General features: G+C 44.3%; 21 protein-coding genes and 1 other annotated feature. Of the genes, 3 read left to right on the top strand and 18 right to left on the bottom strand.

What is annotated here, in order from left to right:
- Positions 1 to 57: 57 nt before the first annotated feature.
- On the top strand, positions 58 to 768 hold the full coding sequence (gene dapD / locus AC58QT_RS01830) for a 2,3,4,5-tetrahydropyridine-2,6-dicarboxylate N-acetyltransferase (RefSeq protein ID WP_310227073.1): 711 nt from the start codon (positions 58 to 60) through the stop codon (positions 766 to 768).
- 31 nt (positions 769 to 799) lie between these two features.
- Positions 800 to 1,921 (top strand): N-acetyldiaminopimelate deacetylase, encoded by a 1,122-nt coding sequence (locus AC58QT_RS01825; RefSeq protein WP_497407464.1) that lies wholly within the window; start codon positions 800 to 802, stop codon positions 1,919 to 1,921.
- A 117-nt stretch (positions 1,922 to 2,038) separates the two neighbouring features.
- Here AC58QT_RS01825 and AC58QT_RS01820 read toward each other — a convergent pair whose 3' ends face one another.
- From AC58QT_RS01820 to lspA, 4 genes are all read right to left on the bottom strand, one after another.
- The gene (locus AC58QT_RS01820; protein WP_497407463.1) at positions 2,039 to 3,730 is read right to left on the bottom strand and encodes a methyl-accepting chemotaxis protein; all 1,692 of its coding nucleotides are present in this window, start codon (positions 3,728 to 3,730) and stop codon (positions 2,039 to 2,041) included.
- Between the two features lie 172 nt (positions 3,731 to 3,902).
- A complete protein-coding gene (locus AC58QT_RS01815; protein WP_497408075.1) occupies positions 3,903 to 5,057 on the bottom strand; it encodes an aminotransferase A in 1,155 nt (384 codons plus the stop codon).
- Positions 5,058 to 5,088: 31 nt separating this feature from the next.
- Positions 5,089 to 6,039 carry an RluA family pseudouridine synthase gene (locus AC58QT_RS01810; RefSeq protein ID WP_497407462.1) on the bottom strand — a complete coding sequence of 317 codons (951 nt, stop codon included), beginning with the start codon at positions 6,037 to 6,039 and terminating at the stop codon, positions 5,089 to 5,091.
- Positions 6,014 to 6,541: a signal peptidase II gene (lspA, locus tag AC58QT_RS01805; protein WP_497407461.1), complete on the bottom strand. Its 528-nt coding sequence runs from the start codon at positions 6,539 to 6,541 to the stop codon at positions 6,014 to 6,016. The genes AC58QT_RS01810 and lspA overlap by 26 nt, the downstream gene beginning before the upstream one ends.
- A gap of 130 nt (positions 6,542 to 6,671) precedes the next feature.
- Between lspA and AC58QT_RS01800 the strand changes: the two genes are divergently transcribed.
- Positions 6,672 to 7,409 carry a TraR/DksA C4-type zinc finger protein gene (locus AC58QT_RS01800; RefSeq protein WP_497407460.1) on the top strand — a complete coding sequence of 246 codons (738 nt, stop codon included), beginning with the start codon at positions 6,672 to 6,674 and terminating at the stop codon, positions 7,407 to 7,409.
- 72 nt (positions 7,410 to 7,481) lie between these two features.
- On the opposite strand, the gene ileS is transcribed toward AC58QT_RS01800, so the two are convergent.
- From ileS to AC58QT_RS01730, 14 genes are all read right to left on the bottom strand, one after another.
- Positions 7,482 to 10,250 carry an isoleucine--tRNA ligase gene (gene ileS / locus AC58QT_RS01795; RefSeq protein WP_497407459.1) on the bottom strand — a complete coding sequence of 923 codons (2,769 nt, stop codon included), beginning with the start codon at positions 10,248 to 10,250 and terminating at the stop codon, positions 7,482 to 7,484.
- Positions 10,251 to 10,307: 57 nt separating this feature from the next.
- Positions 10,308 to 10,555: a binding site (T-box leader), on the bottom strand.
- 72 nt (positions 10,556 to 10,627) lie between these two features.
- Entirely contained in the window at positions 10,628 to 11,104 is a 477-nt protein-coding gene (locus AC58QT_RS01790) for a DivIVA domain-containing protein (RefSeq protein ID WP_497286587.1), read from the bottom strand.
- Positions 11,105 to 11,256: 152 nt separating this feature from the next.
- Positions 11,257 to 12,039, bottom strand: coding sequence for a YlmH family RNA-binding protein (locus AC58QT_RS01785; RefSeq protein WP_497407458.1), 783 nt, complete (start codon positions 12,037 to 12,039; stop codon positions 11,257 to 11,259).
- 2 nt (positions 12,040 to 12,041) lie between these two features.
- Positions 12,042 to 12,314, bottom strand: a complete 273-nt coding sequence (locus AC58QT_RS01780) for a YggT family protein (RefSeq protein ID WP_310227047.1) — start codon at positions 12,312 to 12,314, stop codon at positions 12,042 to 12,044.
- A 39-nt stretch (positions 12,315 to 12,353) separates the two neighbouring features.
- Positions 12,354 to 12,776, bottom strand: a complete 423-nt coding sequence (locus tag AC58QT_RS01775; RefSeq protein ID WP_056612633.1) for a cell division protein SepF — start codon at positions 12,774 to 12,776, stop codon at positions 12,354 to 12,356.
- 27 nt (positions 12,777 to 12,803) lie between these two features.
- Positions 12,804 to 13,490 carry a YggS family pyridoxal phosphate-dependent enzyme gene (locus AC58QT_RS01770; RefSeq protein WP_497407457.1) on the bottom strand — a complete coding sequence of 229 codons (687 nt, stop codon included), beginning with the start codon at positions 13,488 to 13,490 and terminating at the stop codon, positions 12,804 to 12,806.
- Positions 13,491 to 13,532: 42 nt separating this feature from the next.
- Positions 13,533 to 14,390, bottom strand: a complete 858-nt coding sequence (pgeF, locus tag AC58QT_RS01765; protein ID WP_497407456.1) for a peptidoglycan editing factor PgeF — start codon at positions 14,388 to 14,390, stop codon at positions 13,533 to 13,535.
- A 118-nt stretch (positions 14,391 to 14,508) separates the two neighbouring features.
- A complete protein-coding gene (locus AC58QT_RS01760; protein WP_310227040.1) occupies positions 14,509 to 14,808 on the bottom strand; it encodes a YlmC/YmxH family sporulation protein in 300 nt (99 codons plus the stop codon).
- A 142-nt stretch (positions 14,809 to 14,950) separates the two neighbouring features.
- Positions 14,951 to 15,733, bottom strand: coding sequence for an RNA polymerase sporulation sigma factor SigG (sigG, locus tag AC58QT_RS01755; RefSeq protein WP_310227037.1), 783 nt, complete (start codon positions 15,731 to 15,733; stop codon positions 14,951 to 14,953).
- Positions 15,734 to 15,893: 160 nt separating this feature from the next.
- Positions 15,894 to 16,616 (bottom strand): RNA polymerase sporulation sigma factor SigE, encoded by a 723-nt coding sequence (gene sigE / locus AC58QT_RS01750; RefSeq protein ID WP_310227034.1) that lies wholly within the window; start codon positions 16,614 to 16,616, stop codon positions 15,894 to 15,896.
- A 139-nt stretch (positions 16,617 to 16,755) separates the two neighbouring features.
- The gene (gene spoIIGA, locus AC58QT_RS01745) at positions 16,756 to 17,679 is read right to left on the bottom strand and encodes a sigma-E processing peptidase SpoIIGA (protein WP_497407455.1); all 924 of its coding nucleotides are present in this window, start codon (positions 17,677 to 17,679) and stop codon (positions 16,756 to 16,758) included.
- Positions 17,680 to 17,911: 232 nt separating this feature from the next.
- Positions 17,912 to 19,039, bottom strand: a complete 1,128-nt coding sequence (ftsZ, locus tag AC58QT_RS01740) for a cell division protein FtsZ (RefSeq protein WP_310227030.1) — start codon at positions 19,037 to 19,039, stop codon at positions 17,912 to 17,914.
- Between the two features lie 30 nt (positions 19,040 to 19,069).
- Positions 19,070 to 20,314, bottom strand: coding sequence for a cell division protein FtsA (gene ftsA / locus AC58QT_RS01735; protein ID WP_497407454.1), 1,245 nt, complete (start codon positions 20,312 to 20,314; stop codon positions 19,070 to 19,072).
- Positions 20,315 to 20,613: 299 nt separating this feature from the next.
- On the bottom strand, positions 20,614 to 21,426 hold the full coding sequence (locus AC58QT_RS01730) for a cell division protein FtsQ/DivIB (RefSeq protein WP_497407453.1): 813 nt from the start codon (positions 21,424 to 21,426) through the stop codon (positions 20,614 to 20,616).
- Positions 21,427 to 21,508 lie beyond the last annotated feature (82 nt).

The raw sequence follows: 21,508 nt of genomic DNA, 5'->3' as shown, positions 1-21,508 counted from the left end.
TCGCCTTCTTTCTGCTAATATAGGAGAGTCAATCATAAATTTGAAGGAGATGTCACCATGTCAGAAATGAATACCCTAGAAATTATCCAGTTTATTAAAGAAAGCAAAAAGAAAACTCCGGTGAAAGTATATGTAAAAGGAAATCTTGAAGGCCTTGAGTTCGGAGAAGGCAGCCAATCTTTCATTACTGGTGGTAGCGGCGTCGTTTTCGGAGAGTGGAGTGTTCTTCAACCGATTCTAGAAGCGAATAAAGATAAAGTTGTTGACTTCGTTGTTGAAAACGACCGTCGTAACTCTGCTATTCCAATGCTAGATTTGAAACACATCAATGCTCGTATCGAGCCAGGCGCAGTTATTCGCGATAAAGTACATATCGGCGATAACGCGATTATCATGATGGGTGCACTAATCAACATTGGCGCTTCCGTAGGTGATGGCACAATGATCGACATGAACGCAGTACTAGGCGGTCGTGCTCAAGTAGGTAAAATGTGTCACATCGGTGCTGGTGCCGTTGTAGCTGGCGTTATCGAGCCACCTTCTGCACAACCATGTGTGATCGAAGATGACGTTCTCGTAGGCGCTAACGCGGTTATCCTAGAAGGCGTACGCATCGGTAAAGGTTCTGTTGTTGCAGCGGGAGCTATCGTAACGCAAGATGTTGAAGAGTACACAGTTGTTGCTGGTGCACCTGCTCGTGTTATCAAAAAAGTAGACGACAAAACGAAATCCAAAACCGAAATTCTAGCAGACCTACGTACCCTATAAGGTAATCTAGATCCCATCTGGAGGAATCCTTATGCTTAGCCCTTTCGTAGAGCTGCGACGTCAGCTTCATCAAATCCCGGAGCCGGGATTCCAAGAATTCAAAACGCAACAACTCTTGCTCGAGCAATTGGCCAAGCTGCCGCAAGATCGTCTCACGATCCGCATATGGCGTACAGGTATTCTGGTCTATATCAAAGGCTTAAATCCATCTAAACGATTTGGTTATCGCGCAGATATGGATGGACTTCCGATTACGGAGGAGACTACTCTCCCCTTCCCTTCTCAGCATCCGGGCTATATGCACGCATGCGGGCATGATTTTCACATGTCCATTGGCATAGGGGTTGTCACGCATTTCACAGAAAATCCGATGCAGGATGATCTTGTCGTGCTTTTCCAACCGGCGGAAGAAGGTCCTGGCGGCGCGTTACCGATGTTGGCTGCAGAGGAGTTGCAAGATTGGATGCCTGACCAAATGGTCGCGCTCCATATTGCGCCTGAGTATCCTGTCGGTACGATCGCGGTCAGACCTGAAATCTTGTTCGCCAACACGTCAGAGTTGTTCATTGATCTGCTTGGTAAAGGTGGCCATGCGGCCTACCCACATCAAGCCAATGATATGATCATCGCGGCAACGCAGATGGTTGGGCAGCTTCAAACCATCGTATCTCGTAACGTGAATCCATTGGATTCCGCCGTGATTACAATTGGCAAAATGGAAGCTGGAACGAAGCAGAATATTATCGCGGAGAAGGCTCGCTTAGAGGGTACGATTCGCACTTTATCTGCTGCATCTATGAACAAGATCAAAGGTCGTATTGAAGCGGTCGCCGCGGGCATCGAAGCTTCCTTCGAATGCCAAGTCACCATTGACTGGGGCTCGAATTATCGCCAAGTGTATAACGATCCTGCTTTGACCGTAGAATTCATGGAATGGCTTCGTGGACGTGATAACATTACGTTGTTCGAATGTACAGAAGCCATGACTGGCGAAGACTTTGGATACTTTTTAGAGAAAATACCTGGCTTCATGTTCTGGTTAGGGGTAGATACACCTCATGGCTTGCATAATGCCAAACTTGATCCAGATGAGCGTGCCATTGATGTAGCCATTGATACGATCACGGCTTATCTGCGATATAAATCCAATTAATGAAAAGAACCTCTTATCCACTACTTATTTGTAGCTGGAGATGAGGTTTTTTTCATGTCAGATACAGAAGAACCCCGCAGCAACGCGCTGCGGGGTTCTAGCTCTTACGCAAAACATCTAATTCAATTTAAAGCGACTCAACACGCCATGCAGATCATCAGCTAATCTAGACAATGCAACGGAAGATGAAGTTATCTCTTCCATTGTCGCCAGTTGCTCTTCAGTCGAAGCTGCATTGTTCTGACAGAATGCCACAACTTGATCACTAGCAACGGATACCGTTTCTGCTAGTGCAACCACTTGTTTACTGGAAGCAGCAAGCTCCTCGGTGGTAATTGTCGTTTGCTTCACTTGGGAGAAGACAGCAGAAACCGTAGCTTCGATCGTGTGGAAGACTTCGTCCACCTGTGTTGTTTTCACCAGACCTGTACTCACTTTATTGGATACTGTATCCATTGAAACTACAGCATTGTTCGTTCTTAATACAATCTCTTCAATTAATTCAGCAATTTGAAGCGCAGATTGCCCCGATTGTTCCGCAAGTTTACGTACTTCCTGCGCAACGACAGCGAATCCTCTGCCATGTTCACCTGCCCGCGCTGCTTCAATGGAAGCGTTAAGCGCAAGCATGTTCGTGCGACTCGCCAAATCTTTGATCATATTAATAATCCCGCTGATTTGCTGGGACTGTTCACCAAGCGATTGAATGTTCGCAGACGCGTGCTGTACCGTTTCGTTGATTTCCTTCATCTCACTCAGAACGGAACTTACCGCGATAGCACCTTGTTTTGATGCATCAGCAGCCGATTGCGTGAGTCTAGACACTTCCACATTGCCTACTGTTACTTGCTCGATGCCAGCCGTCATCTGCTGGATAGCCTCAATCGCTTCTTCCATATGCTGTTGTTCTTTTTCTGCGCTTGCCGAAATAACTAATGTGGCCTCAACAATTTGCTCTGTCGCCTTCGTCGTTTGTTCGCTGCTTGCGCTGAGCTGTTCCGAAGATGCAGCCACTTGAACCGCCGTATCCATCGACTGTGAAAGAATCTGGCGCAGCTTGCTTACCATTTGGTTAAACGAAGTGGCTACCTCAGCTATTTCATCTCGAGAAGTAATAACAATTTCGCGGCTCAAATCACCGTCACCTTTGGCAATCTCCTGCATCTGTTGATGAATAGCACGAAGTGGACGAGTAATGGAACGAATGAGCACCAGCCCAATCACCACTGCAATAATGACCGCAGCTATGACGATCATAAGCATAAGCGTATTTTGACGCTCAGCTTCAGCTTTGCGGTCAACCTTGTCACTATGTATTTCATTTTCCAACTTCTGAAGGACCTCTATCGTTAGCGTATCAAGCTGATTACGGACGCCTCTTTCTTCATTGAAATGAAGCTTCATAGCACTATCTGCTTTCCCTGACTTTACAGCTGTAAGGACTTGCTGGCTTAAGCCAAAGTAATCTTCATAGAGCTTAATAATCGAATTTACTTGGTCGATATCATCAGAGTCAAGTGTCGGATATGATTTTATTTTAGTAAATAGCTCCCTTATCTGCTTATCTTTATCTGCCATTGCTATTGGAAATTGTTCGTCCTTATTCAACAAATAAGCACGCTCATCATTAGACCTGCCTGTAAGACTAAACTGTATCGTTCGTAAATCGTAATGAAAATCACCGTCCTGCAACATTTCCTCGTAAGAAGATGATGTTCTAGTCAAGTAGTTTGTCGTGAACAGAGATAGCGCAATTAACAAGATCACGATAACCGTAAAAGATAAAAATAGCTTTATGCGAATTTTCATGTTTATATCTCCCCTTCCCTCTTCTTAGAAGATCCCACTATTAATCGACATTATTCGAGCTTCGCATACACTTTTCGACATGATCGAACTCTTTACCTTCCTTTTTCAAGCTGGTTGTAAAATAAATAAAAAACGCACCTATCGATCCCCGATTAGGTGCGTTTTTTATTTATTAAAGCTTGCTCACGAACCGCTGCAACCGATCCAACGATTGCTCCAGCACTTCCTGTGCATAAGCGTATGAAATACGAATATACCCTTCGCCATAGGAAGTGAAGGCATCCCCCGGCACGACGGCGACATGTTCCTCCTGCAATAGTCGCATCGCGAACTCTTGTGAGGATAAACCGAACTTCGTGATGGAAGGGAACAAATAGAAGGCGCCATCCGGCTTTTCCAGCTCGAATCCCATTGCAATCAAGCGATCGTAGACATAATCCCTACGTGCTGCATAAGCTTCACGCATCGGAAGCGCGTCATCAATGCCTACTGTCAATGCTTCCAATGCCGCATATTGGCTCACAGAACTCGCACAGGTGACATTGTACTGGTGAACCTTCACCATGTGCGCAGTGAGGTACGCAGGAGCCATGGTAAAACCGATACGCCAGCCTGTCATGGCATGTGATTTGGACAAGCCGTTAATCACAATTGTCTTCTCACGCAAATTGCCAACTGTAGCAATAGAGTGGTGACGAACACCATAAACCAACTCACTATAGATTTCATCAGATAAAATAAAGAGCTCTCGATCGGCCAATAAGGCAGCCAAATCAGCGATTTCCTGTTCCGTAAGTACTTGACCTGTCGGATTCGATGGATAACATAGAATGACACAACGTGTCTTCTCTGTAAGATAAGGCTTCAACAGGTCCGCTGTTAGTTTCAAGCCATTCTCACGTGTATCCACATACACAGGTACTCCACCTGCTAGCTGAATTAACGGCTCATAACCAGGATAGATTGGAGCTGGAATGATGACCTCAGCACCTGGCGTTAGGATCGTTCGCAGCGTAATATCCACAGCTTGACTAGCACCGGCCGTCACGATAATCTCATCTGCTGCACGATAATCTTGGCCATATTTGACCTTGACGAAATTGGAGACAGCTTCTCTAAGCTCAATTAACCCAGGGTTTTGCGTGTAGACGGTTTTGTTCTGATCCAAAGCCCTTTGACCCGCTTCAATAATATGCCGCGGCGTCGGGAAGTCAGGCTGACCAATCGTTAACGTCAATGCACCAGGAATCGTGCTGACCAGATTGGAAATTTTGCGAATACCAGAAATTTGAATATCTTTAACTTGCGGGTTTACCAAATGCTCCAACATAAGTAGCTCTCCCCTCCATGAACAAGAACTATGTTGTCCGTATCGTTTGTATTAGATTTTCCATATCAGGTGGAATTGGCGCCTCAAACTGCATCCATTCACCCGTTCTCGGATGCTTAAACCCTAGAATTGCGGCATGTAATGCCTGGCCATCCATGAGCATGCCTTTACTTTTACCATACATTGGATCTCCAACCAGCGGATGCCCGATGAACTTCATGTGCACACGAATCTGATGTGTGCGGCCTGTTTCTAGCTTTAACTCAACTAATGTAAAGTCGCCAAACCGTTCGATAACGACGAAATGCGTTACCGCGGTCTTACTGTTTTTGTCCGTAACGGTGTACATCTTACGATCATGAGAATCACGACCAATAGGTGCATCAATCGTTCCTTGATCATGTTGAATATAGCCGTGTACTAAAGCAATATACTTACGGTTTACGGTATGGGCCTTTAATTGCTCAGCAAGACTTGCGTGAGCTTTATCATTTTTTGCTGACATAATGAGACCTGACGTATCTTTATCAATGCGATGCACGATACCTGGCCGCAGTTCGCCATTAATCCCTGATAAATCTTTGCAGTGATACATTAATGCATTCACCAATGTGCCCGAATAATGACCAGGCGCTGGATGAACGACGAGACCTCGCTGCTTGTTTATCACAATGACATCACTATCCTCGTAAACGACGTTCAGCGGGATATCCTCTGCAGCCAGTTCAACTCCTTGGGGCTCAGGAATGAGTAGAGCTATCACATCTTGCACCGATAATTTATAATTCGGCTTCACGACTTTCCCGTTTACCTTCACGTGACCGTCTTTCACCCATTGTTGGACAAGCGTTCTTGAAATATCTTCTTCCAACGCCTCTGTAATAAATTTATCGATCCGTTCGCCGCCAAATTGAGTTTCCACTGTCCATTCAATCGCGTCTTGCGACACGGTCTCAGGTGAGGTCTGGTTTGTGTTCATGTGTTGCTCCTTTTTTCTCTTTTCGTGATGCCAGCAGCGACTCAATAAAGATGAGGATAACCCCTACAACGATACAGGAATCCGCTACATTAAAAATCGGGAAGATATAGTCGACTTCTTTACCGAAGAAGTTGAAATCAAATGTAAATTGAAAGAAATCAACAACTTCTCCGAATAAAGCACGATCCACGAAATTACCAAAAGCTCCTCCTAGAAGCAAACATAATGCGAATGGTAGCAGCACTTTGTCTTCACGAATTGTCCGCTGCATGTACCAAATAATCCCGCAAAGAACGACAATCGTAATACTAATAAAGAACCAGCGCTGGTCTTGCAAAATGCCGAAGGCCGCACCACGATTACGATGGGATGTTATCATGAAAAAATCTCCAATGACGGGGCGTTCTTCGCCGAGTGGAACCTTTTTAACAATAATCCATTTCGTAACTTGATCAAGAATAAATGCGAGAAGCGCGTACAAGTAATATTTTAAATATTTCATCTAATTGTACCTCCTACAGGGTGAAAAGCTTGTCCATTCCTTATTTTCAAGGAATTACCTCACTAAAAAAAGCGGTCTATCGGCATCCTAAACGGTATGAATGAGCTGTTAGAAGGGAGCTATATGACCTATGAGCCATTTAACCGAAGAGCAATTAAACACATTATATGTACAACTATTGGAGGAAAAGGTTGCACTTGAAAAGCATTTTGCAAGTAATGATCAATTCGGACTCGCTAATTCTTTCTCAGATTCTATAGGCGAACTATCCATGTATGATAATCATCCCGGTGATATCGGTTCTGAAGTATTCGAACGCGCGAAAGATATTTCTCTTAATGAGCATGCCGAGATGCATTTACAGCAAGTCAATGAAGCTTTAGCACGTATGGAAAGCGGCCAATATGGCATTTGTATATTTAGCCACCAACCCATTCCCTATGAGCGTCTGCAAGCCATCCCTACTACATTATACAGCATCGAACATGTGCCCGATCCAGATCTATCTTTCCGTCGGCCTGTTGAAGAACAGATACTGTACCCACCATTCGGTCGTACAAGCTTCGACGAAAAGAACAACGAAACGGAATTCGATGGCGAAGACGCTTGGCAAATCGTTGAAAGCTGGGGAACCTCAAACACGCCGGCTTTCGCTGAAAGCAATCAAGTGGAAGACTACAACGACATGTACGTCGAGTCGGATGAGCTGGTTGGCTATGTAGAATCTTTCGAAAGCTTTGTGGCGACAGATCTATATGGTGAGCATGTTACCATTGTAAGAAGTAAAGCTTACAACGAATATATGCACAGTGATGAAGGTGATCCATTTCTTGAACCCGACAGAGCTACTAATTTAGACGAAGAGTAACGGAACGGATACTACCCTGATTAAAAACAGGACAAACGAGCTTCGCATTTCGCGTAAGCTCGTTTGGTTCCTCTACTCGTGATAATGAGCAGTCACAACATCATTACATCTGACACAAAGTGTTGGATGCTCTTTACTGTGCCCAACCTCTGGCGTCACTATCCAACAACGTTCACATTTCTCACCATCAGCAACAGCGATAGCAATGGCAACATCTTTGGACTGAAGAGCACCTTCTGGAGCTGCTGTGCCTGCTGGGTGCAAGTTAACAGCGGACACGATGAACAATTGATCCAATTGCTCAAATTGTGTTAGCAAAGCAAACATCGCTTCATTCGGATACAAATTCACTGCTGCTCCTAAAGAATTACCGATGACTTTCTCTTTACGCGCTTCTTCTAGCGCTTTAAGTACATCATCACGTACTTCCAAGAAGGAATTCCATTTATTTTCCAATTCCTCGTTATACACATTCGCATCTACTTCTGGCAACTCCGCAAGTTGAACACTACTTAGCTCAACACCAGGGATGTACTTCCAAACCTCATCTGCTGTATGTGGAAGAATAGGTGAGATTAGTTTTGTAATGGCAGTTAATGCTGCGTATAGCACGGTTTGTGAAGCTTTGCGTGCTGGATCTTCGGCTGCGTTCGCATAGAGACGATCTTTGATGATATCCAAATAGAAGGAGCTCATCTCCACCGCACAGAAGTGGTGAATCGTTTGGTACACGACATGGAACTCATACGCTTCGTATGCCTTGATAACCTTCTCGACCATGCGATTCAAACGAATCAATGCATAGCGATCAAGCTCGGATAAACTCGCAAGCGCAACGCGATCAGTAGCGGGATTGAACTGACTCAAATTCCCAAGTAAGAAGCGCATCGTATTACGGATTTTGCGATAAACCTCCGTCGTTTGATTCAAAATATTATCCGAAATCCGGTGATCCGATTGATAATCAACCGAAGATACCCAAAGTCGAAGAATATCCGCGCCTAGCTTACCGCAAACCACATTGGGGTCAATCGTGTTACCGATGGATTTGGACATCTTGCGGCCTTCACCATCTAGTGTAAATCCATGGCTCAGAATGCCTTTATACGGTGATTTCTCTCTCGTAGCCACACCAGTGATGAGGGAAGAGTTGAACCAGCCACGATATTGGTCAGAACCTTCAAGATAGAGATCCGCAGGCCATTGAAGCTCTGGGCGGGACTCAAGTACCGCGACATGACTGGAACCGGAATCAAACCATACGTCCATGATGTCTGTTTCTTTACGGAACTCGCCGTGACCACACTTAGAACATGTAGTCCCATGTGGAAGCAATTCCTTCTCTTCCTTGGTAAACCAAGCCTGAGAGCCTTCTTGCTCAAACAACTGGGCAACATGCTCGATCGTTTGCTCATTGACAAGCGGCTCGTTACAGCTGCGGCAGTAGAAAATCGGAATCGGTACACCCCATGCCCGCTGTCTAGAGATACACCAGTCTCCACGATCTGCGATCATGTTGTGCAAGCGAACTTCGCCCCACTCTGGCGTCCATTTTACTTGCTTAATTTCTTCCAGCATTTCAGCTCTGAACTTATCGATCGATGCGAACCATTGCTCCGTAGCCCGATAAATAACAGGCTTCTTCGTACGCCAATCGTGCGCGTATTGATGCTGAATATCAGCCGCTTTCAGCAGGAGACCTGACTCTTGCAGCTTCTCAATGATCAGCTTGCCGCCTTTTTCATAAAACAACCCTTCAAAGCCAGGTGCTTCAGCTGTAAAATGACCTTGATCGTCTACTGGACACAACACGCCAATGTTGTAACGTTGTCCGATCGCGAAGTCATCTTCCCCGTGTCCTGGGGCCGTGTGAACACAACCTGTACCCGCTTCTAATGTCACGTGCTCGCCAACCATAACGAGGGATTCACGATCGTAGAAAGGATGTTGGCATGTCACATACTCCAACTCACTGCCTTTGATAGTCGACAAGACTTCGTATTCACTCCAGCCAATTTCTTTCGCTGCTGTTGCAAGAAGTCCTTGTGCTAGCACGTACTTCTTCCCATTTGCTTGAACAACCGCATACTCAAATTCAGGATGTAAGGAAATCCCCAAGTTCGCAGGTAATGTCCAAGCTGTCGTTGTCCAAATCACGATAGCTGCATCTGCTGGAAGCTTGCCTTTGCCATCTTTCACAGGAAACGCTACGTAGATGGACGTTGACGTTTTCTCTTTGTACTCAATTTCGGCTTCAGCCAATGCGCTCTCAGAGGACGGGGACCAGTAAACAGGCTTCAACCCTTTGTAAACAAAGCCTTTTTGCACCATCGTTCCGAAAACACGAATTTGTTGTGCTTCATAACCAGGTTGTAGCGTGATATACGGGTTTTTCCAGTCTCCGCGAATACCTAGGCGTTGGAATTGACTCTTCTGCTTCTCAACCGATTGCAGTGCATACTCCCTGCAATATTCACGGAACTCAGGGACAGTCATCTTCTTGCGATCGACTTTACCGCTGTTCGTAATCACTTGCTCGATCGGTAAACCATGCGTATCCCAACCAGGTACGTACGGTGCGTCGAAGCCTTGCAATGTTTTGAAACGTACGATAATATCCTTCAGCACTTTGTTAAGTGCGTGACCGATATGAATATCTCCATTCGCATAGGGAGGCCCATCATGTAAAATGAACTTCGTTCTGCCCTTACGGCTTTCTTGTACTTTGGCATAAATGTCTTCGGATTCCCAATGCTCTTGCATTTTCGGTTCCGCTTGCGGTAAATTTCCTCTCATCGGAAACTCTGTTTGTAATAGATTTAATGTTTTGCCATAATCCATCCTAACCACTCCATCCCTACTTCAATCTGTCCAAACAAAAAAAGCCTCTCATCCCCAAAAAGGGACGAGAAACTCAAACTCGCGGTACCACCCTCGTTAAAAAGCAATATGAAACAACCACCCATTGGTAGTCGAACAGTGCTTCTTCACTCGATCATGTGTAACGGCATGACCCGTTTCTCCCTACTTCATTCAAGAGACGCTCCTGGGGGATATTCGGTACGCTGCAGAGATTAGGCTCACACCAAAACCCTAATTCGCTGACACTGCTCAAACGCCCTACTCGTTCCAGTCATAGCTTTATTGCGATACATTTAAATGGAGTATAACCAATCTGGCAAGCATAGTCAATATGAGAACTGCCTATACCCTATCGGTTACTCTTCCTTAGTTTCAAACTGCATACTTTGCCAGCCTTCTGTGTTCAATAATTCAAGTTGAGCTTCAAGTAACGTCCGGAAGCGTGTACGATAAATGGAAGCTTGTTTTTTGAGTTCTTCAATCTCAAGGGCCACTTTACGCGAGCGCGTCAAAGATTCATTGATAATCCGATCCGCATTTTTCTCCGCTTCTTTCAGAATTAACTGAGCTTCTTTCTTCGAATTGCTTCTGACTTCATCAGCAGCTTCTTGGGCTACGATAATTGTCTTGCTCAGAGATTCTTCAATATGTGTGAAATGATCCAAACGTTCTTGTAAGGCCATTGACTGATTCTGAAGATCCTTATTTTCACGAATGAGCGCTTCATAATCCTTGATGACTTGATCTAGGAATTCATTCACTTGATCTTCATCATATCCACGAAACGAGCGTGAAAACTCCTTATTATGTATATCTAGCGGTGTTAATGGCATCAGTGCCCCTCCTTAGCGTTTTGCGCAGCAAAACTGACTTCGTAAGTATAAGCTGAGCTTATCTGAAAGCTTAGCCTACACCCATGTCTATACAGTTCAGTTCGACAGAAAATTAGCAATTCCTGCAAAGTTCGTGGATAAATTATCCACGATCAAATAAACTTGCCTATCTTCACACGAATACGACCTTTTTTCGATACGCCTTCCACTTCAAGCACTTTAAATCTACCAAAACCCTGCAAGGAGATCATATCCCCCTCTTTCAGAGGCTTACTTGGATCTTCTTCCAGCTTCCAATTCACGCGGCAACGCCCTGCTTGGATTGGTACCAGCACTTTCGCTCGACTTAGCCGGAATACATCGCTTACAATCCCGTCCATTCGCATGGAAGCAACAGACAGATGCAGCTCCTCTAATTGTACTTGGGCTAGCTCTAACTTATCTAAAGAGAGCAATTCGGTTTGAACATGCACTCTATGTACTTGTGATAAATTCAAATGCAAATAGTCGGCTGCATCTTGGGTTACTAAGCAATGGCAGCCACCCTCTATAACATGAATATCGCCAACCTTGTCTCGCTTCATGCCGAGTCCAAGAATGGCGCCCATGTAATCTCCGTGTTCTAAAGTTAGAAATTTACCATCACCTGAGGATACCGCCAACACCGCCATAGCCATGTCTTCACCATCTAAACTGCGATAGTCAGGAGCAATCATAGCTCGTCTACGTTCAGCTGCTTCATAGCCGCCATCCAGTCGGCAATGTACATCCGGATGTCGGTTGACGAGTGAATGCAAGATGAAAGCTTGTCTGGGATCGAGGAAATCGGTTAACTTCACGGCATGCTGTTCGGCAGCTCGCTCCACCCAATCCCAGGCCTTATCAACAAAATGATGTTCGTCGGGATGAAAATGGCCATAGATATCTTTCGCCAAGACTAGAAAATCCCCACGATGAAATCAAGAACTGCAAAAATACCCATTACGACGAATTTCAATGCAATCAACGCCACGATTGGCGAGAGGTCAATGAAACCAATGCTTGGAATGATTTTGCGGAATGGGCTCAAATACGGTTCAACCAGCTTCGAGAGCAGTCCACCGACAAAACTGCCACGTGCGTTTGGAAACCAAGATAAGATCAAATAACCAATAATCATAAAATAATAAATTTCTGTCAAAACGCTTAATAAAGAGTAAACGGTATCCACCTTGTTTTCCACCTCTGTCTATGTGTTTGGGATATGCGTCTATTCCTCGCCCATCATCTCAGAGATGTGGCCATGAATATCTACGGAATCTGGTGTACAGAGAAAGATATTCGGTCCAAGCTTAGAGATAGACCCATTCAATGCGTAAACCGTACCACTCAAGAAATCTACGATTCGGATGGCTTGATCGCCACGAACACGTTGCAAATTAACGACAACGGCTCTACGTGCACGTAGATGGTCCGCAATGTCCTGTGTTTCCTCATATGTACGAGGTTCACTCAAGACAACGCGTGAATTCTTCTGTGAATGTATACTAACGACATTCGCCTTATTTTTATTACGTAATTCATATGGATTGGTTTCAGGTTCTTCTGTTGCTTCAACAATCCGTTCACGCTCTACAATTTCTTCCTCTTCTTGGAGTCCCAGAAAATTCATAAATCGGTTATACACACCCATCGTTGTTCCCTCCTAACGATTCATTAATCAGTTCTCTTTGCCGACCAACACTGTTCCTAACCGCACCCAGGTCGCGCCTTCTTCAACTGCCACATCAAAGTCACCTGACATACCCATCGATAACTCTGTCACTTCATAGGGGAAAGTATGCCGTTCATTCAATTGATCCCTTAACGTACGTAAGCCTCGAAAAACAGGCCTTGTTTCTTCAGCTTCTAACTCATAAGGGGCCATGGTCATCAGGCCACAAACACGAATATGCGTAAGCTTACTTACTTCCTCTGCAAATGGAAAGAAATCTTCGGGTGATACACCATACTTCGTTGCTTCACCAGAAATATTTACTTGCAAGAAACAATTGACTTCGATCCCTAATGCAGCAGCTTGCTTGTCCAGCTCTTTGGCAAGCGACATCCGATCCAAGGAATGAATATAGGCAAATTTACCGATAACATCTTTCACCTTATTCGTTTGGAGATGACCTAGAAAATGCCAAGTACCTCGCTCATGAAGGGCTTCCCACTTCGGCTTCACATCTTGCCAACGGTTCTCGCCAATATGCAGCAGCCCCGTGTTCAACACTTGTTCTGTCGTTTCTAAAGAGACATATTTGGTTACTGCAATGATGTTAACTTCATCTTCTTGACGGCCTGACTGCCGACATACATCTGCAATTCTAGCTTCAACTTCTAGTTTGCGTTCCAAAACGCTCATGATCTCTACACCTCAATTCAGGCACAACCTTGCCAGTTCTACTTAACGAAGACCAATCCAAGCGATCATTCGGCCAGTGGAACCCCCTTCTTTTCGATGAGAAAAGAAAAGATCGGTTCGGCAACTCGTACATAACTGAGTTACTTCGATATGGGACGACAAAATTCCTGCTTGCTCGATCAAATTTCGATTCAATTGTTGCAAATTCAACATATACTTACCATTACCCTTATCAGTAATAATAGCTTCTTGTTCCTCTTGCGGGATCTGTGCTTCTTCAAAAGCAAGCCATACGCGTGTTGCAACTGTTGCGTCAACCTCGTAACAGCAGGCGCCAATCGAAGGACCAATCGCTGCATAAATATCTGAGGGTTGACTACCAAAAGTATGTGTCATTAAGGATATTGTAGCCATGGAAATGTTTAACACAGTCCCTTTCCATCCGGCATGCGCAAGACCCACTACACGTTGTACAGGATCATAGAAATACAAGGGCACACAATCGGCAAATTGCGCACAAAGCACAATTCCGTTCTCCTTCGTTATAAAACCATCCTTCGCTTGTAAGGCGGTTGCTCGGCTTTCTCGCCCCATTCCTTGCTCTTCTAGTGTGACGATAGCGATGTCTTTCCCATGTACCTGCTCTGCATACGTAAATGACGTAAATGACTGCCCTAAGGCCGCTGCAACGCGTTCACGATTATGTATAACATCCAGGTCATTATCATTCACATGCAAGCCGAGATTCAACGTTGAAAATGGGGCCTGACTTACTCCTCCTAGGCGAGAACTGAACCCCGCAGTAATCTCTGGAAATGATGACATCCAAGGGGCTATAGGTAAAAGGACAGGGAGATCCTCAGTAGGCTGTAAGGTGGGCTGAACGACAAATGGTTCCAATTCCATTCTCCTCCATTCGGTCTTATCTCTCTCTACTTTAGCACACAAAATGAAAAGACACACGATGGCTGCGTTAGCTGCCGTTCTTGCTAAGCAGCCTCACCCCGTGTGCCTACCGTCAATTGCGGAACTGACGATTAAACTCATATACCCCTTCTGTGTCGTCCGTTTGACGATAGGGCCGAACGTCTTCTAGCTTCACGAGCACAACGTCAGCACCAATTTTTACGATATGCTTCCAAGGAATGATGACATCGGTTCCTGTTCCAAACAGTCCAAAAAATCGACTCTGATTGGGAACAACGATGGATTCAATGCGCCCCTGGCGGAGGTCAAGCTCCAAATCACTGATTTGACCAAGCTTTTTACCATCGACAATGTTAATTACGTCCTTCGTTTGGAAATCAGATATTTTCATGAGGCCTATCACCACATATCTCATTAGAATTTGTACTGATTTTTTATTAGTATATGTGTCTTATGGGCAAAATGTCCTGTAATATGAAAAAAGACCTTCACGGCTTGTCTACCAAGGCCGTTCCAGTCTTTGTTAATTGCTTTTAGGATTTTACATGTTTCTGCATTTGACAAATCGCTGATTTCTCCAACCGGGACACCTGTGCTTGAGATATACCAATCTCATCAGCCACTTCCATCTGTGTCTTGCCTTCGAAGAATCGCATGGAAAGGATCATCTTCTCTCTGGCGTTTAACTTATGCATCGCTTCACGCAAGGCAATACCTTCGATCCAAGACATATCCTTATTCCGCTCATCACTGATTTGATCCATAACATAAATAGGATCGCCCCCATCATGGTAGATCGGCTCAAACAAGGAAACGGGATCTTGAATTGCATCAAGCGCGAACACAACGTCTTCTTTCGGTACATTCAAAGCTTCAGAGATTTCATAAATAGATGGCTCGCGTGAGTTTTGATTGGTTAGACTGTCTCTAACTTGTAATGCTTTGTAAGCAATATCTCTCAAGGAACGAGAAACGCGAATCGGGTTATTATCTCGTAAGTAGCGGCGTATCTCACCTATAATCATCGGAACAGCATAGGTCGAGAATTTGACATTTTGACTTAAATCAAAGTTATCAATGGCTTTCATCAAACCAATACAGCCAACTTGGAAGAGATCGTCCACATACTCTCCACGATTGTTGAACCGCTGGATTACACTCAATACCAACCTTAAATTGCCATTGACCAATTTTTCTCTTGCTGTTCGCTCATTTTTCGTTTGCAGGTCAGTGAACAACTCACGCATCTCTGCATTGGTCAGCACAGGCAGTTTGGCGGTGTCAACTCCACATATCTCAACTTTATTTCGGGTCACCGTGATTACCTCCCAAGGAGAAACATTACTGTTAATTATCCCCGTGAGCGGTTGATTTATTCCTGCCCTATCCCCTGCTCAGCCACTTGACAAAAGGGTACTGACTCGCTCCCTCCCGTGACTGCTGAACAATTTCGACATTTACCGCCAAAAAAAATTTTCAGACCATCTTGTTAAACTCTTTGCGAAGCCTCTTAATAATGCGTTTTTCCAATCTAGAGATATAAGATTGCGAAATACCGAGTAGATCCGCAACATCTTTTTGAGTCTTTTCTTCCCCATCCTGTAATCCGAAGCGCAGCTCCATGATTATTCGCTCACGTTCACTTAGTTTATCAAGTGCTTTATGCAGAAGCTTCCGATCCACTTGTTCTTCAATGTTACGATAAATGGTATCATTCTCGGTACCAAGTACATCGGACAGCAGCAATTCATTGCCATCCCAATCAATATTCAGAGGTTCGTCAAATGAAACTTCTGTTCGAATTTTGCTATTCCGGCGCAAATACATCAGAATTTCATTCTCAATACACCGTGAAGCGTAGGTAGCCAATTTAATTTTCTTCTCTGGATCGAATGTGTTGACAGCTTTAATCAAACCAATAGCGCCAATCGAAACTAGATCTTCGATGTTAATCCCTGTGTTTTCGAATTTCCTCGCTATATAGACAACCAATCTCAGGTTACGCTCAATTAACATAGCTCGAATAGCCGCATCCCCGGATGGTAATTTTTCCAATAAGTATTCTTCTTCTTCTCGCGTAAGCGGTGGTGGCAAGGCTTCACTACCACCTATGTAATAGATTTCCTCACCTTTGAGTCCTAGCATCATCAAAATACGATAGTACATTAGCTGAAATAGCAGTTTCCACTTCAAGAACATGTTAGTTTCCTCCTAAGAGTTTTGCCATGGCAAAACTTTCATCGTAAGCTAAGCTGCGTTTTCCATTGGAAAACTGACTTTGTAAAAATGAACTGTGTTTTGCCGTCGAAGCTCTCTTGGGTCATTAAATGTTGGTCTATTAACCAGCTTGAATCAAAGCAGGGTGAATAATGGCTTGATAGGTACCATCGCTGCACAGCTTTCCTCCATCTAGCCCAATCAGCACCTTCGTCGCCTCCAAATGCGAATCATTATGAATGATCACCACCTTATCAGGTTTAATAGCCAGCATGAATTGGGTATTTCGATTGACGCCACGGTAAGGTACGAGTCGCAACCGATCCTGCCAGATAAACTCCTCAACACCTAGACCGCTAATTATCTGATCTACATCGGATGAGCGTATTCGTTGCAACCATTGGTCTGGCAGCACATCTCCCCATTCTGAAACCTCCATGACCATAACAGGCGTACGCGTCAGTGGGTCGTACAGTTGGTTACCGGTATCGATTAAACCTTTACACGTAGCCTGGAAATCACCTATATGAATGGTGACCTCTGCCAAATACGTCGTCATAACCTCGCGTTGTTTACTACTTTGGAACACCGTTCGAAACCACCACACAAGCGGAAGTAACAAAAGAATCACAAACAGGATGCTGCCAATTTGAAATTGAAAGACCGCCACGCCTGATTGGGTAAATACGATTCCCTTCATCACATCGGAAGAAGAAGCGAGTACATAATGGATGCCGAACATACCTCCAGCAACAGCAAAGTTGATGAGCAAAAATGTCCCCATATTCCGCAATAAATTTTGTAAGGAACCGTAACCAAAAGCGGTCATAATCATGCCTATACAAAACATACATTTCACAGAAAATGTAAAAAGCAAGGTTGGCACTGGTAAGAACATCATGACGACATAGGATGCTCCTAATGTTGCAGAAAGTGCAATCCTCCACCATGTGAACGCTATTTTTCGCGTTTTTGCCGTCACGACTAGTAAGGCCGCATCCACCACAAAGTTCAGTAGGAAGATGAGATCCGCATAGACGACCATGCCATGCTCACCTCCACGAAGGACACTATCTAGCAATTTCCTGACAAAACTTTCCGCTTCTAAATCAGTATATTGGATTCCAAGTTCAAAGTCTGTCTAAACATGCTAGTAGGAATCTACTTTTTTTGTCAGTTGACGCGGTCTCGTCCACAGGAAAAAAGCTTATGGAACAACAAAAAACCGAAGCTTCTACATCAAGTAGGGCTTCGGTCTCTAGACAATTATTATGTTATTATTTGTCAGTATTCCGTCCGCGATTGCGTAAGAAAGTCGGAATATCTAATTGATCATTGGAAGGCTGAGCACCAAATGGTTTGAGATTATTCAAACGATTATCAGGAGCTGATGTTGGCTCAGGCTGACCAGGTGAAACCGGACGTTTGATAGACTGATGGATTGGAGCCGCTTTATGTTCGAAACCCGTTGCGATAACCGTAACTAGAATCTCATCTTTTAGCTTATCGTCAATTACAGCACCGAAGATCATATTAACCTCAATGTCAGAAGCAGATGCTACGATATCAGCAGCCTCGTTAACTTCGTACAAGCTAAGGTTCATACCGCCTGTGATGTTCATCAAAACACCACGTGCCCCTTCGATTGAAGTTTCTAGCAATGGACTTGAAATCGCTTTTTTCGCTGCTTCTGCTGCACGATTCTCACCTGTCGCGACACCAATCCCCATAAGGGCAGAACCGCGTTCCGTCATAATCGTTTTGACATCTGCAAAGTCCAAATTGATAAGTCCAGGTACAGCGATCAAATCTGAGATCCCTTGAACACCTTGACGAAGTACATTATCCGCCTCGCGGAATGCTTCAAGCATCGGCGTCTTTTTGTCAACAATCTCAAGTAGACGATCGTTCGGGATAATGATAAGCGTATCTACTTTCTCTTTCAAAGCTGCAATCCCTTGCTCCGCTTGTAAGGAACGCTTGCGTCCTTCGAAAGTAAACGGTCGTGTTACAACACCAACGGTAAGTGCCCCAACCTCTTTTGCGATTTCCGCAATAACCGGTGCTGCGCCAGTACCTGTACCGCCGCCCATCCCAGCTGTTACGAAAACCATGTCTGCGCCGCGAAGTGTATTCAGAATCGTCTCCCTTGACTCTTCTGCTGCTTTCTTCCCGACTTCAGGATTCGCTCCTGCACCCAAACCGCGGGTTAATTTATCGCCAATTTGCAATTTATGTACGGACTTGGCCAAGTGAAGCGCCTGTGCATCCGTATTAACGGTGATAAATTCAACACCTTTAACACCATTTTCGATCATGCGATTAACTGCATTACTACCGCCGCCACCAACACCGATGACTTTAATTTGAGCCAATTGGTCTAAATCCATATCAAATTCAAACATATGAGCCATATCCCCCTAACTTAACGTTCACTAAATGAATTCACTGAAGAAATTTTTAACTCGTTCTACCAAACCAGGCTTTTGACTATCGGAGGATTTTTTGGTAGTCTTGGTCACCGGTTTTTTGGTTGAACCTGAATTACGATTCTTCATGTATTTGGAGACGAATTGAATAATACCAACACCACTTGTATAGGAAGGATCACGCACCCCAATGAAATCAGGCACTGCAATACGAACCGATGTAGACAGTTCGGATTGTGCAATCGCCAGCATGCCTGGCATACAAACCGTGCCGCCAGTGAGTACATAGCCACCTGCAAGATTACCATATCCCAAACGATGAACTTCGGCACGAATCAATTGAAAAATCTCTTCGACACGAGGCTCAACGATATTAGCAAGGTCAACTTGAGAGAACTCTTTTTCAACATTGCTGCCCATTCTCGTCACTTTAAACACTTGATCGGGCGCGGCATCATCAACGCATGCACAGCCATACTTTAGCTTGATCTTCTCAGCAATTTCTAACTGTGTATGCAAACCAATTGAAATATCATTGCTGACAAATTCTCCACCAATTTGAATCGTTGACGTTGCAACTAAATTACCTTCGTCAAAGACAGCAATTGTTGTAGCTCCAGCACCGATATCCACTAATACAGTTCCCACAGCCTTCTCATCTTTGGAAAGTGCCAAATTACCAGATGCGAGAGACATTAATATAAGCCCTGCAACCTTCAGTTCGGATTTTTCCACAACTCGGATTAAATTATGTATGCCTGTCTTCGCGCCAGTAATAATCGTCGCTTCTACTTCCAGACGAACTCCAATCATACCGCGTGGATCATTAATGCCTTCTTGACCATCAACCAAATATTGCTTAGGTACAACTCCAACTATTTCACGTTCGGGAGGTAATGCGATGACCCTTGCCGCTTGAATGACACGATCAATATCTTCTTCTCCGATTTCGCGGTCTTCATTTGAGACTGCAACAACGCCGTGACTCGATTGAAGAGAAATATGATTTCCTGAAATTCCAACGTAAACCTCGGAAATTTGTATACCGACCATTCGTTCTGCATGATCAATCGCACTGCGAATGGAATACACAGTTTGATCAATATCAACGATTGCGCCTTTACGAATACCCTCTGACTCGGCAGATCCCACTCCTATTATATTAATGGTTCCGTTAACAACTTCCCCAATAATAGCTCGAACTTTGGATGTACCGATGTCTAAACTAACAATGATATCATTGTTGCTCAAGCCCCTGGCACCTCCTGTAACTTAGGTAAGATTGCAAAATCTTCACAAATACTCCTATACGTATTCCACACAACCGCCATATTCCCTCTTTTTTCTACATTTTTTTTGCATTTAAAAACCGGCTTTAATTTCTCATCTAATTGTTGTGAAATGCATGTGAACTTGTCTAGTAATCATAAGAAAAAATAGAGTAAGCAGATAGAGCCTATTTAACCATAAAACTAATTTTAACATTTTTTTCAGAGATTGAGTAGTCTCTACTGCGATTTTTTGTAAGAAAACCCGCACAGTTACAGTTGTTATGGTTTTGGCGTTGGCTTCGGTGTCGTCTTGGTATCTGTTTTGGAATCGGTCTTGCCTTCACTAGTAGTTGCGAATGGTGAATGGTACTCAGCTTCAAGCATCGTAATGATTCCATTTGTAATATGATCCTCTACTAAGCTAGCTACATAACCTGGTAAGTTATCAATTTTATCTGGCAAATAGGCAATCGTCGTATGAACTTCGAACTGGGAGCGTGTGTATATCTTAATCTTATCCGGGTAAGATTCCGAAGGATCTGGCTTAATTTCGGAAACATCGGATAAAGCACTCTGCGGGATTTCTCCAAGTACTTTACAAAGCGCTGCTTTATTCGGATCATTGTCCGCCCATCCCGTTAAAATTGGCATATCGAGTGGAACACCACTGCCAGCCGGCAGTGTAATGACGCTGCCATCAGCAAGAACGGCTTGCTTCTTCCCATCAGGATCAATCTGAAAAGCCACCTTAGGGAATTCTTCAACTTGAATGTGAATCACGCCAGGAAATACTTTCTTCACGGTGGCCTTCTTAATCATAGGCACTGTAGAGATGCGTTGACCTATTGTTGCTGAACTCACTGCGAAGAACCGGTCCCCAATAGCAACATGGCTGGCTTGTCCAATTACGTCAGACCCTAATAAGACATTCCCCTCTACTTCAATACGACTAATCCGGCTAAGTGAGGATTGGAAAAACAAAATTATCAACACTGTAAGAAAGAAAATAATTAAAAATGAAAGCAGTTTCCGATTCGTACGCGTTCGCGGCTTAGGTACCGGCAGCGTTGGTACTTTGTTATCTTCGGACAAGAGGGGCACCACCTAGTTATATGAATGACGACGTAATGGGAAATCGTGAATCCCCTCCTGATAACAGGAAGGGATACGCGAT

The organism is Paenibacillus sp. J31R109, from assembly GCF_059692055.1.
This window is presented reverse-complemented; position numbering and strand designations above follow the sequence as displayed.

What these genes read in the sequence shown, in the direction of transcription:
- dapD (WP_310227073.1), top strand. Translation starts at nt 58, where the DNA reads ATGTCAGAAATGAATACCCTAGAAATTATCCAGTTTATTAAAGAAAGC.
- AC58QT_RS01760 (WP_310227040.1), bottom strand. Translation starts at nt 14,808, where the DNA reads ATGAAAATATCTGATTTCCAAACGAAGGACGTAATTAACATTGTCGAT.
- lspA (WP_497407461.1), bottom strand. Translation starts at nt 6,541, where the DNA reads ATGAAATATTTAAAATATTACTTGTACGCGCTTCTCGCATTTATTCTT.
- AC58QT_RS01800 (WP_497407460.1), top strand. Translation starts at nt 6,672, where the DNA reads ATGAGCCATTTAACCGAAGAGCAATTAAACACATTATATGTACAACTA.
- ftsZ (WP_310227030.1), bottom strand. Translation starts at nt 19,039, where the DNA reads ATGTTTGAATTTGATATGGATTTAGACCAATTGGCTCAAATTAAAGTC.
- AC58QT_RS01825 (WP_497407464.1), top strand. Translation starts at nt 800, where the DNA reads ATGCTTAGCCCTTTCGTAGAGCTGCGACGTCAGCTTCATCAAATCCCG.
- AC58QT_RS01775 (WP_056612633.1), bottom strand. Translation starts at nt 12,776, where the DNA reads ATGGGTGTGTATAACCGATTTATGAATTTTCTGGGACTCCAAGAAGAG.
- spoIIGA (WP_497407455.1), bottom strand. Translation starts at nt 17,679, where the DNA reads ATGGTCGTCTATGCGGATCTCATCTTCCTACTGAACTTTGTGGTGGAT.
- sigE (WP_310227034.1), bottom strand. Translation starts at nt 16,616, where the DNA reads ATGTTCTTGAAGTGGAAACTGCTATTTCAGCTAATGTACTATCGTATT.
- AC58QT_RS01810 (WP_497407462.1), bottom strand. Translation starts at nt 6,039, where the DNA reads ATGAACACAAACCAGACCTCACCTGAGACCGTGTCGCAAGACGCGATT.
- ileS (WP_497407459.1), bottom strand. Translation starts at nt 10,250, where the DNA reads ATGGATTATGGCAAAACATTAAATCTATTACAAACAGAGTTTCCGATG.
- AC58QT_RS01770 (WP_497407457.1), bottom strand. Translation starts at nt 13,490, where the DNA reads ATGAGCGTTTTGGAACGCAAACTAGAAGTTGAAGCTAGAATTGCAGAT.
- AC58QT_RS01790 (WP_497286587.1), bottom strand. Translation starts at nt 11,104, where the DNA reads ATGCCATTAACACCGCTAGATATACATAATAAGGAGTTTTCACGCTCG.
- AC58QT_RS01820 (WP_497407463.1), bottom strand. Translation starts at nt 3,730, where the DNA reads ATGAAAATTCGCATAAAGCTATTTTTATCTTTTACGGTTATCGTGATC.